Annotated in this window: 15 protein-coding genes; all 15 read left to right on the top strand. The window is 63.3% G+C overall.

The genetic code is table 11. The annotated features are described in order from the left end of the window. Positions 1-30 precede the first annotated feature (30 nt). The 15 genes from rlmN (at position 31) to AC1KAR_RS01000 (ending at position 15,552) form a co-directional block, all read left to right on the top strand. Entirely contained in the window at positions 31-1,182 is a 1,152-nt protein-coding gene (gene rlmN, locus AC1KAR_RS01070; RefSeq protein WP_480313857.1) for a dual-specificity RNA methyltransferase RlmN, read from the top strand. Continuing rightward, positions 1,179-1,988 carry a type IV pilus biogenesis/stability protein PilW gene (pilW, locus tag AC1KAR_RS01065; protein WP_480313855.1) on the top strand — a complete coding sequence of 270 codons (810 nt, stop codon included), beginning with the start codon at positions 1,179-1,181 and terminating at the stop codon, positions 1,986-1,988. The genes rlmN and pilW overlap by 4 nt, the downstream gene beginning before the upstream one ends. Next, positions 1,981-2,934, top strand: a complete 954-nt coding sequence (locus AC1KAR_RS01060) for a RodZ domain-containing protein (RefSeq protein WP_480313854.1) — start codon at positions 1,981-1,983, stop codon at positions 2,932-2,934. The genes pilW and AC1KAR_RS01060 overlap by 8 nt, the downstream gene beginning before the upstream one ends. Before the next feature lie 5 nt (positions 2,935-2,939). Further along, positions 2,940-4,229, top strand: coding sequence for a flavodoxin-dependent (E)-4-hydroxy-3-methylbut-2-enyl-diphosphate synthase (gene ispG, locus AC1KAR_RS01055; protein WP_480313852.1), 1,290 nt, complete (start codon positions 2,940-2,942; stop codon positions 4,227-4,229). Positions 4,230-4,335: 106 nt separating this feature from the next. Next, entirely contained in the window at positions 4,336-5,658 is a 1,323-nt protein-coding gene (gene hisS / locus AC1KAR_RS01050; RefSeq protein WP_480313851.1) for a histidine--tRNA ligase, read from the top strand. A gap of 28 nt (positions 5,659-5,686) precedes the next feature. After that, on the top strand, positions 5,687-6,373 hold the full coding sequence (locus AC1KAR_RS01045; protein WP_480313849.1) for a YfgM family protein: 687 nt from the start codon (positions 5,687-5,689) through the stop codon (positions 6,371-6,373). An 11-nt stretch (positions 6,374-6,384) separates the two neighbouring features. Continuing rightward, a complete protein-coding gene (gene bamB, locus AC1KAR_RS01040; RefSeq protein ID WP_480313847.1) occupies positions 6,385-7,503 on the top strand; it encodes an outer membrane protein assembly factor BamB in 1,119 nt (372 codons plus the stop codon). Between the two features lie 16 nt (positions 7,504-7,519). Continuing rightward, on the top strand, positions 7,520-8,854 hold the full coding sequence (gene der / locus AC1KAR_RS01035; protein ID WP_480313845.1) for a ribosome biogenesis GTPase Der: 1,335 nt from the start codon (positions 7,520-7,522) through the stop codon (positions 8,852-8,854). Between the two features lie 82 nt (positions 8,855-8,936). Next, entirely contained in the window at positions 8,937-9,179 is a 243-nt protein-coding gene (gene hfq, locus AC1KAR_RS01030) for an RNA chaperone Hfq (RefSeq protein WP_047496328.1), read from the top strand. Positions 9,180-9,267: 88 nt separating this feature from the next. Further along, the gene (gene hflX / locus AC1KAR_RS01025; RefSeq protein WP_480317707.1) at positions 9,268-10,455 is read left to right on the top strand and encodes a GTPase HflX; all 1,188 of its coding nucleotides are present in this window, start codon (positions 9,268-9,270) and stop codon (positions 10,453-10,455) included. Next, on the top strand, positions 10,427-11,788 hold the full coding sequence (gene hflK, locus AC1KAR_RS01020; RefSeq protein WP_480313842.1) for an FtsH protease activity modulator HflK: 1,362 nt from the start codon (positions 10,427-10,429) through the stop codon (positions 11,786-11,788). The genes hflX and hflK overlap by 29 nt, the downstream gene beginning before the upstream one ends. A gap of 17 nt (positions 11,789-11,805) precedes the next feature. Continuing rightward, complete coding sequence (gene hflC, locus AC1KAR_RS01015; protein ID WP_480313841.1) at positions 11,806-12,699, top strand: protease modulator HflC; 894 nt, start codon at positions 11,806-11,808, stop codon at positions 12,697-12,699. A gap of 11 nt (positions 12,700-12,710) precedes the next feature. Beyond that, a complete protein-coding gene (locus AC1KAR_RS01010; protein WP_480313839.1) occupies positions 12,711-12,899 on the top strand; it encodes a DUF2065 domain-containing protein in 189 nt (62 codons plus the stop codon). A 114-nt stretch (positions 12,900-13,013) separates the two neighbouring features. Then, positions 13,014-14,177, top strand: a complete 1,164-nt coding sequence (locus AC1KAR_RS01005; protein ID WP_480313837.1) for an ATP phosphoribosyltransferase regulatory subunit — start codon at positions 13,014-13,016, stop codon at positions 14,175-14,177. 52 nt (positions 14,178-14,229) lie between these two features. Further along, positions 14,230-15,552 (top strand): adenylosuccinate synthase, encoded by a 1,323-nt coding sequence (locus tag AC1KAR_RS01000; RefSeq protein WP_480317705.1) that lies wholly within the window; start codon positions 14,230-14,232, stop codon positions 15,550-15,552. Positions 15,553-15,562: the final 10 nt, after the last annotated feature.

Raw genomic sequence — 15,562 nt, 5'->3', positions numbered from 1 at the left:
TTGCCCGCAGCCCAGCGCAAGGATCACCCCATGACACCGGCCAACCTCCTCGATTTCGACCTCGACGGATTGGCCGCGTTTTGCGAGCAACTCGGTGAGAAGCGCTTCCGCGCGACCCAGTTGTTCCGCTGGATTCACCAGAAGGGCGCGGCTGAGTTCTCGGCCATGTCCGACCTGGCCAAATCGCTGCGCGACAAGCTCGCGGGCGTGGCGGTCGTCCAATCGCTCGAGGTGATCAGCGAGCAAGCCTCGACCGACGGCACCATCAAGTGGCTGTTCGACGTGGGCGGCGGAAATGCCGTCGAGACCGTGTTCATCCCGGAAGACGATCGAGGCACCCTGTGTGTGTCATCGCAGGCGGGTTGCGCAGTCGGTTGCCGTTTCTGCTCCACCGGGCACCAGGGCTTCAGCCGCAACCTCTCGACGGGAGAGATCGTTGCCCAGTTGTGGTTTGCCGAGCACCACTTGCGCAAGCGACTCGATCTGGCCCCAGGCGAACGCGCGATTACGAACGTGGTCATGATGGGCATGGGCGAGCCGCTGCAGAACTACTCGGCGCTCGTGCCGGCATTGCGGGTCATGCTCGATGACCATGGTTACGGCCTTTCGCGGCGGCGCGTGACCGTGTCGACCTCGGGTGTGGTGCCGATGATCGATCGCCTGCGCGAAGACTGCCCTGTGGCCCTGGCCGTGTCGCTCCACGCACCCGACGATGCGCTGCGCGACGACCTCGTGCCTCTCAACCGCAAGTACCCGATTTCAGAACTGCTCGACGCCTGCCAGCGCTATCTCGACAAGGCGCCGCGCGACTTCATCACGTTCGAGTACTGCATGCTCGATGGCGTCAACGACACCCCCGCACATGCCCAGGCGCTGGTTCGCCTGAGCACGCGCATCTCCTGCAAGTTCAACCTGATTCCGTTCAACCCGTTCCCCGAGTCTGGCTTGAAGCGCTCGCCGCGCGAGCGTGTGACGGCCTTTGCTCGCGTGCTGCAGGATGCCGGTGTGGTTACCACGGTTCGCAAAACCCGCGGCGATGACATCGACGCGGCGTGCGGCCAGCTCGCTGGCGAGGTGCAAGACCGCACCAACGTATCCCGCCGGATGACTCGGGCACCGATCAAGATCCATCGCACGACCTCAGAGAAATCCGAATCCAAATCGCCGGAGAAGCATCAATGACTGTTGGACGCTTGAGCTTGTGGGCTGCTGCCGTTTGCTGGGTGTTCAGTTCCTTGCTTTCCGGCTGTGCCGCCCCGGGTGGTGCGTCGGGGTCGAGCAAGGATCGCGTGACGGCGTCCGACGAGACTGACGTCGGCAAACGTGCGCGCACCCGCATGGAGCTGGCGATGGCGTATTTCAGCCGCGGCCAGCTGACCACGGCCCTCGACGAAGTCAAGCTGGCGCTGGTGGCCGACCCGACCATGGGTGAGGCCTACAACCTGCGCGGGCTCATCTACTCTGGCCTTGGGGACGATCGCCTCGCCACCGAAAGCTTCGACCGTGCGCTTCAGATCAATCCGAACGACGGCGACACGATGCACAACTACGGTTGGCACATGTGCCAGCAAAAGCGCTACACCGAAGCCGAGGCGCTGTTCCAGCGCGCGATGGCACTGCCGAACTATTTCGGCACCACGCGCACCTTGCTGACGAGTGGCATCTGCCAGGCCTACGCCGGCAAGTGGGCCGAGGCCGAGGCAACGCTCACCCGCGCCTACGAGCGCGACCCGACGAACCCGGCCACGGCCACCAACCTGGCAGAAGTGCTGCTGCGTCGCGGCGATGCGGAGCGCGCGCGCTTCTACATTCGGCGCGTCAATTCGGTTCCCAATCAATCGACGGCGCAGACCCTGTGGCTGGCGGCGCGTATCGAGATGAAGATGGGAAATCGGACTGCGGCCAACGAGTACGGCCTGCAGTTGCGCAACCGCTTCCCTCAGTCTCGCGAATCGGCTGCGTTCGACCGGGGGCAGTTCAATGAGTGACGAGCCGTTGCGCGACACGCCCAGCAACGAAGACGCACCGGTGGTGGGCGGGGCGCCAGCCGCCGCCACGGCTGGCTCGCTGTTGCGTGATGCCCGCGTGGCCAAGGGCCTTCACATCGCAGCACTTGCCACGTCGATCAAGGTCGCGCCCCGCAAGCTCGAGATGCTCGAAGCTGACCGCTACGACGAATTGCCCGGCGCCACGTTCACCCGAGCGCTGGCCCAGACCGTGTGCCGGACCCTGAAGATCGACGCAGGGCCTGTCCTGGCACTGTTGCCGGTCACCAATGACCAGAACCTGACCCAGCTCAGCAGGGGCTTGAACGCACCCTTCCGTGACAAGCCTGGCAGGCATGTCCCCAACGATCTGCAGTTCGTGAAGAACCCCGTGATCCTGGGCGCCGCGCTTCTGGTCCTCGCCAGTGCTGCGCTTTACCTATTCCCCGCGGGATGGATCAATGACTTGACCCAGCGCGTAGCCCCTTCGCCCGTCACGGCGAGCCCCACCGAGGCTGTTGCGGTCCCCGAGTCTGCGACGGCAGATGCGCCTGTCGTGGCGGACGCTGCGTCAGAGCCAGAACAAACTTCGACCATCGTCGTCGAGCCGATCAACCCAGCCTCGGCGCCTGCGTCAATCGAGGCTGTCTCCGCGGTGCCTTCGTCTTCCGTGGCCATGGCGACGCCCGCTGCATCCGCGCCGGCGCCTGCCGCGTCGGGTGCGCTTCTGTTGAGCGCAACGGCCGAGTCTTGGGTCGAGGTGATCGATGGCAATGGCAATGCGCTCATCTCGCGTGTGCTCCAGCGGGGGGAAAGCGTCGGTCTCGATGGGGCCTCTCCGCTGCGGGTGAAAATCGGCAACGCGGCGGCCACGAAGGTTTCATACAAGGGCAGGGCGGTGGATCTGGCCGCTGCCCGCGACAACGTGGCCAGGTTCGAACTCAAGTAATTGCCATGACTGAAGCGATCGACGATTTCATCGAGCCGGCGAGCCCGGCAGCGCGGCCATCGCTTCAGGCGCGGGTGCGATGGGGTGAGCGCGTTGTGACGCTGGGCGGTGGTGCACCCGTGCGCGTTCAGTCCATGACGAACACGGACACGGTCGATGTCATCGAGACGGCCATCCAGGTCAAGGAGCTCGCCGTTGCAGGCTCCGAGATGGTGAGGATCACCGTCAACACGCCTGAAGCCGCTGCGGCCGTGCCGCATATTCGCGAGCAGCTCGATCGGATGGGCATCGACGTGCCGCTGGTCGGAGACTTCCACTACAACGGGCACCGCTTGCTGAGCGAGTTCCCGGCGTGTGCCGAGGCCCTTTCGAAGTATCGAATCAACCCCGGCAATGTGGGCAAGGGTGACAAGCGCGACAAGCAGTTCGCGCAGATGATCGAAGCCGCTGCCAAGTACGACAAGGTCGTTCGAATCGGGGTCAACTGGGGCAGTCTCGATCAGGAGTTGCTCGCCCAGATGATGGACGAGAACGGCAAGCGCGCCGAGCCTTTCGAGCCGCAGCAGATCATGTATCGCGCCATCATCACTTCGGCGCTCGAGTCGGCCAAGCGCGCCGAAGAGATCGGCCTGCGTGGTGATCAGGTCGTGCTGTCTTGCAAGATGTCTGGCGTGCAGGATCTGGTCTCGGTGTATCGCGCGCTTGCCAAACGCTGCAACTACCCCTTGCATTTGGGGCTCACCGAGGCCGGCATGGGTACCAAGGGCACCGTGGCGTCTACCGCGGCGCTTTCCTTGTTGCTGCAAGAGGGCATTGGCGACACCATCCGTGTGTCGCTCACGCCGCAGCCTGGTGAGGCCCGTACGCAAGAAGTGGTGGTGGCGCTCGAGATCCTCCAGGCTCTCGGTTTGCGCTCGTTCAACCCGAGCGTGACTGCGTGTCCGGGGTGTGGTCGTACCACGAGCACTACTTTCCAGGAGATGGCCAAGCAGATCGACGACTACCTGCGCGCTCAGATGCCGGTGTGGCGCGCACGCTATCCAGGCGTCGAGAAGATGAAGGTCGCGGTGATGGGGTGCATCGTCAACGGGCCGGGCGAGAGCAAGCACGCGGACATCGGCATCAGCCTGCCAGGTAACGGCGAGGCGCCTGCTGCGCCCGTGTTCATCGACGGTGAGAAAGCTCTCACATTGCGTGGGCCGGCCATTGCGCAGGAGTTCCAGACCCTGGTCGAGGACTACATCGAGAAGCGCTACGGCGCTGCCACCAGCCAGCATACGACGGCTCCGGTCTGACCCCACCGCGTAGCAACGCGTGACAGTTCGGGTGAGACAAGTGCCGCCGCCGCTCGTCTTCGCGTAGTGGTCTCTTCGTGTTTCGCTCTCTTCCTGATTTGCCCAAATGGCCGATAAAAACAACGTAGCTCTGCAAGCCGTCAAGGGCATGAATGACATCCTGCCGGCCAGCGTGCCGCGCAAGGACAAGTTGCCTGACTCCGCGCTTTGGGCCTGGTTCGAGACCACGGTGCGCCAGGTGCTGTCTCGCTACGGCTACCAATATTTGCTGACGCCTATCGTCGAGCCCACTGCGCTTTTCGTGCGTGGCCTGGGCGAGGTGACCGACATCGTCGAAAAGGAGATGTATTCGTTCACCGATTCGATGAATGGCGACCGACTTACGCTGCGCCCCGAGGCCACCGCTGGCATCGTGCGCGCAATGGTCGAGCACAACGCCCTGTACAACGGCCCGTTGCGGCTCTGGACGATGGGGCCGATGTTCCGCCACGAGCGACCCCAGAAGGGGCGGTACCGGCAGTTCCATCAACTCGACGTCGAGGCTCTGGGCTTCGCCGGGCCTGATGTCGATGCCGAGATGATCCTGATGGCGCGCAGCCTGTGGCGCGAACTCGGCCTTGTCGAAGGCGAGCACGTGCGACTTGAGATCAACAGCCTTGGCCAGCCCGAGGAACGGCGAGCCCACCGCGAGGCGCTGATCCGCCACTTCGAACAAAGCGCCGACCTGCTCGACGATGACGCGAAGCGTCGGCTGCACAGCAACCCGCTGCGAATCCTGGACAGCAAGAACCCCGCGATGCAGTCGCTCGTCGAAGCCGCGCCGAAGCTGATGGACTTTCTCGGCGAGGCGTCTTTAGCGCATTTCAATGCGGTGCGCGCGGTCCTCGACGCGGCGGGTCTCACGTATCGCGTGAACACGCGTCTGGTCCGCGGGATGGACTACTACAACCTGACCGTGTTCGAGTGGGTGACGGACCAACTCGGCTCGCAAGGCACGGTTTGCGGGGGTGGCCGCTACGACGGCCTGTTCGAGCAGCTCGGTGGCAAGCCGAGCCCAGCGGTGGGCTTCGGTCTCGGGATCGAGCGCTTGTTGCTGCTGCTGCAAGAGCTCGCGGTTCCCGTGCCAAGCAGCGCGCCGCGTGTGTACGCCATCGTGCCATCGGCGGCTGTCGTGCCCCAGGCGATGGCGGCCCTCGAGACCCTGCGTCAGGCCGGCGTATCGGCTCTCATGCATGCCGGTGGTGGCAGCATGAAGTCGCAGTTCAAGCGTGCCGACAGCAGCGGCGCAGCCTATGCGCTGATCTTCGGCGACGACGAGGTGGCGCGCGGTGAGGTGTCGCTCAAGTCGTTGCGGGACCCGTCTGCCGAACAGCGCAGCCTTGCTCTCGCCCAGGTGGCCACGTGGTCTGCCGACCTGCTCAACGCATAATCCTCGATCTGTTTGAAAGCTCATTGCCATGGCCTCGCATCTCGACCTTGAAGAACAAGAACAGCTGGACCAGCTGAAAGCCTTCTGGAAGCAGTACGGCAACCTCATCACGTGGGTGTTGATCCTGGTGCTGGCCGGTTACGTCGGTTGGACGGTCTGGACCAACTGGAAGCAGGAGCAAGCCGTCAAGGCCGGGGCTCTCTACGACGAGCTCGACAGGGCCGCGCGCGAGGGTGATGTCGACAAGGCTTCGCGCGTCTTTGCCGACATGAAAGAGCGCTTCCCCAGCACCGGTTACACCCAGCAAGCGGCGCTTTTAGCCGCCAAGGTCCAGTTCGACAAGAAGCAGTTCGAACCGGCTCGCGCGACCCTGGCCTGGGTGAGTGAGAACGCCGTCGAGGACGAGTACCGCAGCATCGCGCGTTTGCGCTTGGCGGGTTTGCTGCTCGACGAGAAGAAGTACGACGAGGCGCTCAAGGCACTGGATGGCGCCACGTCGAAACAGTTTGCTGGACTGGTCGCCGACCGTCGCGGCGACGTGCTATTGGCCCAGGGCAAGAAGGACGAGGCCAAGGCGGCATACGAACAAGCCTGGAGGTCGATGGACGAAACGGCCGAGTACCGCCGTATGGTCGAATCCAAGCTGATGGCGCTGGGCGCAGCGCCGTCGGCCGAACAAGCCAAGACCGGCGCGGCTGCCGAGGCGGGCAAATGAGGGTGAGCCGCATGGGCCGCTGGTCGTTTCCGCTCGCCGCGGCGCTTCTCGGCGTTGTGCTGGCGGGTTGCGCCGGGACCGGTCGGCCAGATCCGACCCCGCTCGAGCCGCTGGAGCCTCAGATCAAGGGGCGTCAGATCTGGAAGCTCGACATGGACACGGTGCGCTTTCCGCTGTCTGTCGCAGTTAATCGTGGCGTGTTCACCGTGGCCGATGACAGCGGCGACGTGATGGCCATCCAGGCCGAGGATGGGACAGAAGTCTGGCGGGCCAACGTCGGCGCGAAGCTGAGCGCGGGCGTGGGCAGCGACGGGCGCTTCGCCAGCGTGGTCACGCGCGACAATGAACTCGTCACCCTGGACGCCGGGAAAGTGTCATGGCGCCAGGCATTGCCCTCCCGGGTGGCGACCGCGCCCTTGGTCGCGGGCGAGCGCGTGTTCGTGCTGATGATCGATCGCACCGTGCTGGCGTTTGACGCGATCGATGGGCGCAAACTGTGGACCTTTCAGCGGCCGAGCGACGCGCTGATCTTGTCGAGCCCAGGTGTTCTGATGCCGTACAAGGACACATTGGTCGTTGGGCAGGGAGGCAGGCTGACCGGCCTCGACCCGCTGCGCGGCGGCGTGCGGTGGGAAGCCACTGTCTCGGCACCGCGCGGCACGAATGAAGTGGAGCGACTGGCCGAATTGGTGGCGCCTGCAGCCCGCGTGGGTGAGGTCATTTGCGCGCGCGCATTCCAGTCGGCGGTGGCATGCGTCAACGCCGAACGCGCCACCACCGTGTGGTCGCGCAATACCGGGGGCATCGTGGGCGTGGGGGCTGATTCGGAAATGGTCGTTGGCGCCGACGCCTCGGATCGGATCTCAGGCTGGAGCTTCAGCAGCGGCAGCGTGAGCTGGACGAACGAGAAGCTTCTCTACCGCAACTTGACTGCGCCTCTCGTTATCGCGGAGTCCTTCGTGGTCGGAGACGTCGACGGCATGGTGCACTGGTTCACGCGCAGCAAGGGTGAACCGGTTCTGCGCCTGCCCACAGATGGCTCGGCCATCAAGACGGCGCCCGTCGCATCAGGCCTGACCTTGCTGGTTGTGACCAGCAAGGGCGGCGTCTACGCCTTCCGGCCCGAATGACCCGGGCACAACACGCATGAAACCCGTCATCGCGGTGGTCGGCCGGCCCAACGTGGGCAAGTCGACCTTGTTCAACAGGATGACCAAGAGCCGGGACGCCATCGTTGCCGACTACTCGGGCCTCACGCGAGATCGTCACTACGGTGACGGTCGCCTGGGCAATCGCGAGTTCATCGTGATCGACACCGGTGGGTTCGAGCCCGACAGCTCCACCGGCATCGTCAAAGAGATGGCCAAGCAGACCCGGCAAGCGGTGGCCGAGGCGGATGCGGTCATCTTCGTCGTCGACATCCGTGCCGGCGTTTCGGCGCAAGATCACGACATCGCGCGTTATCTGCGAACGGCCAACAAGAAGGTCATTCTGGCGGCGAACAAGGCCGAGGGAATGATCGAGTCGCCGCTTCTGGGCGAGCTTTACGAACTCGGCATGGGCGAGCCGCACCCGATCTCGTCTGCGCACGGCCAGGGTATCCGCAGCCTTCTCGATGCAGTGCTGGATGATTTCGGGCCGGAGGACGAATCGGAAGAGGTCGACGAAGAAAGTACCGTGATCCGCCTTGCGGTCGCGGGGCGACCGAATGTGGGCAAGTCGACGCTCATCAACACTTGGCTGGGTGAAGAACGTCTGGTGGCCTTCGACATGCCGGGCACCACTCGGGATGCGATCACTGTCCCGTTCGAGCGGCATGGTCAGAAGTTCCAGCTCATCGATACGGCGGGGCTGCGTCGCAAGGGCAAGGTGTTCGAAGCCATCGAGAAGTTCTCGGTGGTCAAGACTCTTCAGGCCATCGCAAGCGCCGATGTCGTGCTCCTGCTGCTGGATGCCACACAAGGCGTGTCGGAACAGGACGCACACATTGCCGGCTACGTGCTCGAGAGCGGTCGGGCGGTGGTGATTGCCGTCAACAAATGGGACGCGATCGACGACTATCAGCGCGAAACGCTGGAGCGTTCCATTGCGCAGAGGCTGGCTTTCCTGAAGTTCGCACCGGTTCTGCGCATCTCGGCCTTGCGTCGCCAAGGCCTCGGCCCGGTTTGGCAGGCCATCGCCGACGCGTACTCATCGGCCCACCGCAAGATGAGTACGCCGGTGTTGACCCGGTTGCTCCACGAGGCCGTCGAGTTCCAGACGCCCAAGCGCGCCGGTACCTTCCGCCCCAAGCTGCGCTACGCGCACCAAGGTGGGATGAACCCGCCCGTGATCGTGATCCACGGCAATTCGCTGGAACACGTATCCGATGTCTACAAGCGCTACCTGGAGGCGAGATTCCGCGAGCACTTCAAGCTGGTCGGAACACCCCTGCGAATCGAGATGCGCCTGTCGAAGAACCCGTTCGCCGACAAAGACTAGGTGCATTGACGGTGCATGCGGCACTGCCGCATGGGGCTGTGTTAACGTGCCAGCCTCTTCACTTTTCATCACGGAGCATATCGTGAGCAATAAAGGGCAGCTTCTACAAGACCCGTTTCTGAACCTGCTTCGCAAGGAGCACGTTCCGGTGTCGATCTACCTTGTGAACGGCATCAAACTGCAGGGCCACATCGAGTCTTTCGACCAATACGTCGTCCTGCTGCGCAACACCGTGACCCAGATGGTCTACAAGCACGCCATCTCCACCGTGGTGCCGGGCCGGGCCGTGAACTTCCACGCTGCCGAGACGCCGGAGCAAACCTGAAGACGCGATCCCGGTTGCTGAGGCGGTACTCCACTTGACTTCAGCGGCAAGCTCTGCCGACGCATCGGCAGGTACCCCTCCTCGCGCCATCCTCGTGGGCGTTGATTTCGGCGGCAGGTCGTACTTCGACGATTCCCTGGATGAGCTTGCCTTGCTCGCGGAATCGGCTGGCGATACACCTGTGGCCCGAGTGATCGCTCGCCGAAAGGCACCAGACCCGGCGCTCTTCGTCGGGTCGGGCAAGGCAGATGAAATCAAGGCCTTGGTCGAAGGCCACCAGGCCGAGGCCGTGATCTTCGATCAGGCTTTGTCCCCCGCTCAGCAACGCAATCTCGAGCGGCATCTGGGTGTTGCGGTGGCGGATCGCACGATGCTGATCCTCGAGATCTTCGCGGCCCGGGCGCAGAGCCACGAAGGCAAGCTCCAGGTTGAGTTGGCCCGGCTCCAATACCTTTCGACGCGGCTCGTGCGCAGGTGGAGTCACCTTGAGCGCCAGCGTGGCGGCATCGGAACCCGCGGGGGCCCCGGCGAAGCCCAGATCGAGCTCGATCGCCGCATGATCTCCGAGCGCATCAAGACCGTGAAGGAGCGGCTTGTTCGCGTCAAGCGGCAGCGCGGCACACAACGCAAGTCGCGTGAGCGCAGCGGCACGTTCCGTGTCTCGCTGGTTGGCTATACCAACGCGGGCAAGTCGACGTTGTTCAACGCCCTCGTGAAGGCGCGCACGTACGCCGCCGACCAACTTTTCGCCACGCTGGACACCACCACACGTCAGTTCTATCTCGAAGACGTGGGGCGCTCGGTTTCGCTTTCCGACACGGTCGGGTTCATCCGCGATCTGCCTCACAAATTGGTCGAGGCATTCGAAGCTACGCTGCAAGAGGCTGCGGACGCAGACCTGCTGCTCCATGTGGTCGATGCGGCCAGCCCGGTGCTCGACGAGCAAATGGCAGAAGTGCAGCGCGTTCTTGGTGACATCGGGGCAGAGGGCATCGCGCAGATCCTCGTCTACAACAAGCTCGATAATCTCGACGAGTCTCAACGACCTCTGGTCGAAAGCGACGTTCTCGAAATGGATGGCGGCGTGCGTGTTCCGCGAGTCTTCGTGAGCGCGATCCACGGCAACGGCCTGCTGGAACTGCGGCGTTTGTTGTCCGCCGCGATTGCGGGCACTCTTCCATCCGGCCCGGAAGATGGTGAGCGAGACCCTCGATTCGAATCCCCTGACAGTAATTTCGACCCATTTGATGAACCCGCGCAAAGAAGGCAACTCTGACCTCCCCATGAACATGAGCGCTTCTTCATACCCCGGCGATCTGACAGCCCGCGTGACACTCGTGGCGCAGGCCACACTGGCGCTGGTTGCTGGCCTCGGCCGCAGTGCAGCCCGCCGGCTCCTGGGCCGCCCGCAACCGATCCAAAACAGCGGGGGGCGAGGCGATGGGCCTCCGGATCTGGATGAACTATGGCGCGACTTCAATCGCAAGCTCAGTGGTCTGTTTGGCGGCAAAGGGGGGCAGCGACCTAGCGACCCGGGCGGCAGCGGTGGTCCGAGCTTTCAGCCGGACATGAAGAACGCCGGCGTGGGCGTGAGCCTTGTCGCCGGGCTGGTAGTGCTTGTGTGGGCCGCAAGTGGGTTCTTCATCGTGCAGGAAGGTCATCAAGCGGTCGTGACATCGTTTGGCAAGTTCACTCGCACGGTCGATGCGGGTTTCAACTGGCGCTTTCCGTATCCGTTTCAGGCCAACGAGGTCGTGGCGGTCACCCAGCTTCGTTCGGTCGAAGTGGGGCGTAATGCTGTAGTCCAGGCCACGGGCCTGCGTGAGTCGTCGATGCTGACCAAGGACGAGAACATCGTCGACATCCGGTTCACCGTGCAGTACCGCCTCAAAGATGCGCGAGCCTATCTGTACGAGAACAGAAGCCCAGACGATGCCGTCGTCCAAGCTGCCGAATCGGCGGTCCGTGAAATCGTCGGCAAGAGCGAGATGGATTCGGTGTTGTACGAGCAACGCGATGCGATCTCCAGTCAACTCGTCCAGTCTGTCCAATCGCAGCTGGATCGCCTCAATACAGGCATCTTGGTGGTCAACGTGAACGTTGGGAGCGTCCAGGCTCCTGAGCAGGTTCAAGCCGCCTTCGACGATGCGGTTCGCGCCGGCGCTGACCGTGAGCGTGCGAAGAACGAAGGCCAGGCCTACGCCAACGACGTGATTCCCAAGGCAAAGGGGAGTGCCGCACGCTTGCATGAGGAGGCCGAAGCCTACAAGGCACGCGTGGTCGCGCGTGCCGAAGGTGACGCGCAGCGGTTCAACGCGGTTCTGGCGGAATACCAGAAGGCTCCAGGCGTCACCCGTGACCGCATCTACATCGACACCATGCAGCAGATCTACTCCAACGTGACCAAGGTGATGGTCGAAAGCCGCAACAACTCCAACCTGCTGTACCTGCCGCTCGACAAGCTCATTCAGCAGTCAGCGGCGAGTGGCACGTCGACGCCTACGTCGCCGGCCGCAACGGCTCCAGAGGGCGCCACGCCTGGGTCGAGTGGTTCTGCCGAGAATCGTCTGCGCGAAGGTCAGCGCAGTCGTGACCGTGACGCGCGGTGAACGGAGGGAGAAGAAGAATGAATCGAATCGGTCCTATCGTGATTGGTGCCATCGTGGCACTGATGGTTCTCTACTCCACGCTCTTCATCGTCGACCAGCGACAGTTCGCTGTGATCTACGCACTGGGTGAGATCAAGCAGGTCATCAACGAACCTGGCTTGAAGTTCAAGATGCCCCCGCCTTTGCAGAACGTGGTCTTCCTCGACCGGCGCGTGCAAACACTCGACAGCCCCGAAACGAGGCCGATCTTCACCGCCGAGAAGAAGAGTCTGGTGATTGACTGGTTGATCAAATGGCGCATCACCGATCCACGCCAGTTCATCCGCAACAACGGCAACGACATGCGAAATGTCGAAGCTCGGCTGAGTCCCATCATCCAGGGCGCCTTCAATGAAGAAGTCACCAAGCGGACGGTGCAGGCCATGCTCTCGACTGACCGCGACAACGTGATGCAGGGCGTGCGATCGCGTCTCGCCGACGAGGCCAAAGCCTTCGGTATCGAGATCATCGATGTGCGCATCAAGCGTGTGGATTTCTCCGCCAACATCACGAGTTCTGTCTACGGTCGGATGGAGTCAGAGCGAAAGCGCGTGGCGAATGAACTGCGATCGACTGGCTCCGCCGAGGCCGAGAAGATTCGCGCCGATGCAGAACGCCAGCGCGACGTCATCTTGGCCGAGGCGTATCGCGATGCGCAGACCGTCAAGGGTGAAGGCGATGCGAAGGCCTCTGCCTTGTATGCCGAGTCGTTCGGCCGCGACCCTCGGTTCGCCAAGTTCTATCGCAACCTCGAGGCCTACCGCACCACCTTCCAAGGTAAATCCGATGTGATCGTGGTCGACCCCTCGAGCGAATTCTTCCGCGTGATGCGCGGGGTGGGGGATACGGGCCCCGGTGGCACCAGGAACTGATGCAGGGTTCCATGTGGGACGTGCTGCTCGCAGCCTGTGCCTTGGCGCTCGTGATCGAAGGCTTGCTGCCGTTTCTGAGCCCGACGACGTGGCGGCGTGTGTTTGAGCGCGCCCTTCAGATGACCGACGGCCAGATTCGATTCTTGGGGCTCACTGGACTGGTGGGTGGATTGCTTGCCCTGTTAGTGGTGTGGCCCTGAAGCTGTCCGGATAACTTTCGTCACCCGGGCCGTTCGCTTCCCGACCCGGCCAAATCTCGGAACCGGCCAATTCAGGCCGGTACAATCTCTTTTTTAACCCCCCGGTCATTTCACATGTCGTCTGCTTGGCTTCTGCCCGAGCACATTGCCGATGTTCTGCCCGCACAGGCCAGGCGCATCGAAGAACTCCGTCGTGATCTGCTCGACGCGGCTCGGGGCTACGGATTCGAACTCGTGATGCCGCCTTTGCTGGAGCATTTGGACTCCTTGCTGTCTGGTGCCGGGCGAGAACTCGATCTCAAGACATTCAAGCTGGTTGACCAGCTCAGCGGGCGCACTCTCGGCGTGCGGGCCGACACCACCTCTCAGGTGGCTCGCATCGATGCCCACTTGCTCAACCGCGGCGGGGTGACACGCCTTTGCTATTGCGGCCCTGTTTTGCACACGAGGCCGGACAAGCTGCATGGCACCCGCGAGCCGTTGCAGTTCGGGGCTGAAATCTATGGCCATGGCGACCTGGAGGCCGATCTAGAAGTCCAGGAGTTGGCTTTGGACGCCTTGCAGCGTGCAGGCGTTTCCGAGATCACGCTGGATTTGGGCGACGCTCGCATCGTGCGCGGTGTGCTGGGCGACGTCGCTCTCGACGCTGGCACGCTCGGGCAGGTCTACGCGGCTCTGGCAGCCAAGGACTCCTCGGCGCTGCAGGCCGCTACCGCGGCCTTGGGAGCAAGTGTTCGCCAGGGCCTGCTCGCCTTGCTGAGACTCTATGGCGGCGAGGAAGTGATCGCCGCGGCTCGGCGCGAGTTGCCTGGGCATCCATTGATTCAAGCGGCTCTGGACGATCTGGATTGGCTCACGCAGCATCTGCGGCAGGCTTATCCTGAGGTGCGGGTCGGTTTCGACTTGGCCGACCTGAGCGGATACGCCTACTACAGTGGTGCGCGCTTTGCGATCTATGCCGCTGGCTCCAGCGATGCCATCGTGCGGGGCGGTCGCTACGACGAAGTGGGCGCCGTGTTCGGCCGGAATCGGCCAGCAGTGGGTTTCAGCATGGATCTGAAGCAACTGGTCGCGTTGACTCCCGCGAGAGCTCTGCGCCCCGCAGTCCGCGCCCCGTGGGGCGAGGACGCTGCCTTGCGGCTCGCGGTTCGCCAACTACGCGCGCAAGGTGAGACCGTTGTCTGCATCCTCCCCGGTCACGAGCACGAGGGCGAAGAATTCGCCTGCGATCGGGAACTGGCCGAAGTGGGCGGTCAATGGCGCGTTCGTGCGCTCTGACTTCCGCCGCTACCGAACTCTCAAGTAAACGGACTTTCAAGTTATGCAACAGATGCGCAGCGGCCACAACGTAGTCGTCGTTGGCACCCAATGGGGTGACGAAGGCAAGGGCAAGGTCGTCGACTGGTTGACGGACCACGCGCAGGCGGTGGTGCGTTTTCAAGGTGGGCACAACGCGGGTCACACCTTGGTGATCAAGGGCGTGAAGACGGCCCTCCAGTTGATTCCTTCGGGAATCATGCGCGAGGGCGTAGCCTGCTACATCGGCAACGGTGTGGTCGTCGATCCCGGGCACTTGTTGAGCGAAATTGAACGGCTCGAAGCGATCGGCGTGGAAGTTCGCTCGCGCCTCTTCATCAGCGAGTCGTGCCCGTTGATCCTGCCTTTTCACGTTGAGGTTGACCGTGCGCGCGAGGCGCTGCGCGAGACCAGCGGGGCAGGGAAGATCGGCACCACTGGCAAGGGCATCGGCCCCGCCTATGAAGACAAGGTCGCGCGCCGTGCGTTGCGCGTACAGGATCTCAAGCACCCGGATCGGTTCGCCAAGAAACTGCGCGAGTTGCTCGAACTGCACAACTTTGCGCTCTCGGGGTACCTCAAGTCCAAGCCGCTGGAGTTCCAGCCAATCTTCGATCACGCGATGAAGGTCGCGGAACAGCTCAAGCCGATGCTGGCGGACGTGGGCTATACGCTCTTCACTGCGCACAAGAAGGGCGCGAATATTCTGTTCGAAGGGGCGCAGGGGACCCTGCTCGACATCGACCACGGCACCTATCCGTATGTCACGTCCAGCAACTGCGTGGCGGGCAATGCGGCAGCAGGTGCGGGCGTTGGCCCCGACTTCCTGCACTACATCCTGGGTATCACCAAGGCCTACACCACGCGTGTCGGTAGCGGCCCGTTTCCGACCGAGCTCGACATGGATACGCCGGGCTCCGTGGGCCATCACCTGTCGACGGTAGGCCAGGAGCGTGGCACCGTCACCGGGCGCCCCCGCCGCTGCGGATGGCTCGATGCTGCGCTGTTGAAGCGGTCGATGATCATCAACGGCATCTCGGGCCTGTGCATCACGAAGCTCGACGTGCTCGATGGCTTGCCCGAGATCAAGGTGTGTGTCGGCTACGAGCTGAATGGAAAGCGCATCGACATCCTGCCGCTCGACGCAGACGACATCGCGGCCTGCGTGCCGATCTACGACACCTTCCCGGGTTGGACAGAGAAGACGGCTGGCATCACGCAGTGGGATCAACTCCCGCTCAACGCCAGGCGGTATCTCGAGCGCGTGCAGGAGTTCATCGGCGCGCCGGTCGACATGGTGTCCACGGGCCCGGACCGCGACCACACGATCCTGCTGCGCCACCCGTACCAAGGCTGAGCCAAGGAGT

Source organism: Piscinibacter sp. PDB1-1 (assembly GCF_056675995.1).
Note: the sequence above shows the minus strand (reverse complement) of the source record. Positions and strands in the feature narration are given on the sequence as shown.

Excerpts from the sequence above, each read along its gene's own strand:
- pilW (WP_480313855.1), top strand. The coding sequence starts at position 1,179 with ATGACTGTTGGACGCTTGAGCTTGTGGGCTGCTGCCGTTTGCTGGGTG.
- bamB (WP_480313847.1), top strand. The coding sequence starts at position 6,385 with ATGGGCCGCTGGTCGTTTCCGCTCGCCGCGGCGCTTCTCGGCGTTGTG.
- hflK (WP_480313842.1), top strand. The coding sequence starts at position 10,427 with ATGAACCCGCGCAAAGAAGGCAACTCTGACCTCCCCATGAACATGAGC.
- AC1KAR_RS01005 (WP_480313837.1), top strand. The coding sequence starts at position 13,014 with ATGTCGTCTGCTTGGCTTCTGCCCGAGCACATTGCCGATGTTCTGCCC.
- AC1KAR_RS01000 (WP_480317705.1), top strand. The coding sequence starts at position 14,230 with ATGCGCAGCGGCCACAACGTAGTCGTCGTTGGCACCCAATGGGGTGAC.
- ispG (WP_480313852.1), top strand. The coding sequence starts at position 2,940 with ATGACTGAAGCGATCGACGATTTCATCGAGCCGGCGAGCCCGGCAGCG.
- AC1KAR_RS01010 (WP_480313839.1), top strand. The coding sequence starts at position 12,711 with ATGTGGGACGTGCTGCTCGCAGCCTGTGCCTTGGCGCTCGTGATCGAA.
- hflC (WP_480313841.1), top strand. The coding sequence starts at position 11,806 with ATGAATCGAATCGGTCCTATCGTGATTGGTGCCATCGTGGCACTGATG.
- hisS (WP_480313851.1), top strand. The coding sequence starts at position 4,336 with ATGGCCGATAAAAACAACGTAGCTCTGCAAGCCGTCAAGGGCATGAAT.
- AC1KAR_RS01045 (WP_480313849.1), top strand. The coding sequence starts at position 5,687 with ATGGCCTCGCATCTCGACCTTGAAGAACAAGAACAGCTGGACCAGCTG.
- AC1KAR_RS01060 (WP_480313854.1), top strand. The coding sequence starts at position 1,981 with ATGAGTGACGAGCCGTTGCGCGACACGCCCAGCAACGAAGACGCACCG.
- rlmN (WP_480313857.1), top strand. The coding sequence starts at position 31 with ATGACACCGGCCAACCTCCTCGATTTCGACCTCGACGGATTGGCCGCG.
- der (WP_480313845.1), top strand. The coding sequence starts at position 7,520 with ATGAAACCCGTCATCGCGGTGGTCGGCCGGCCCAACGTGGGCAAGTCG.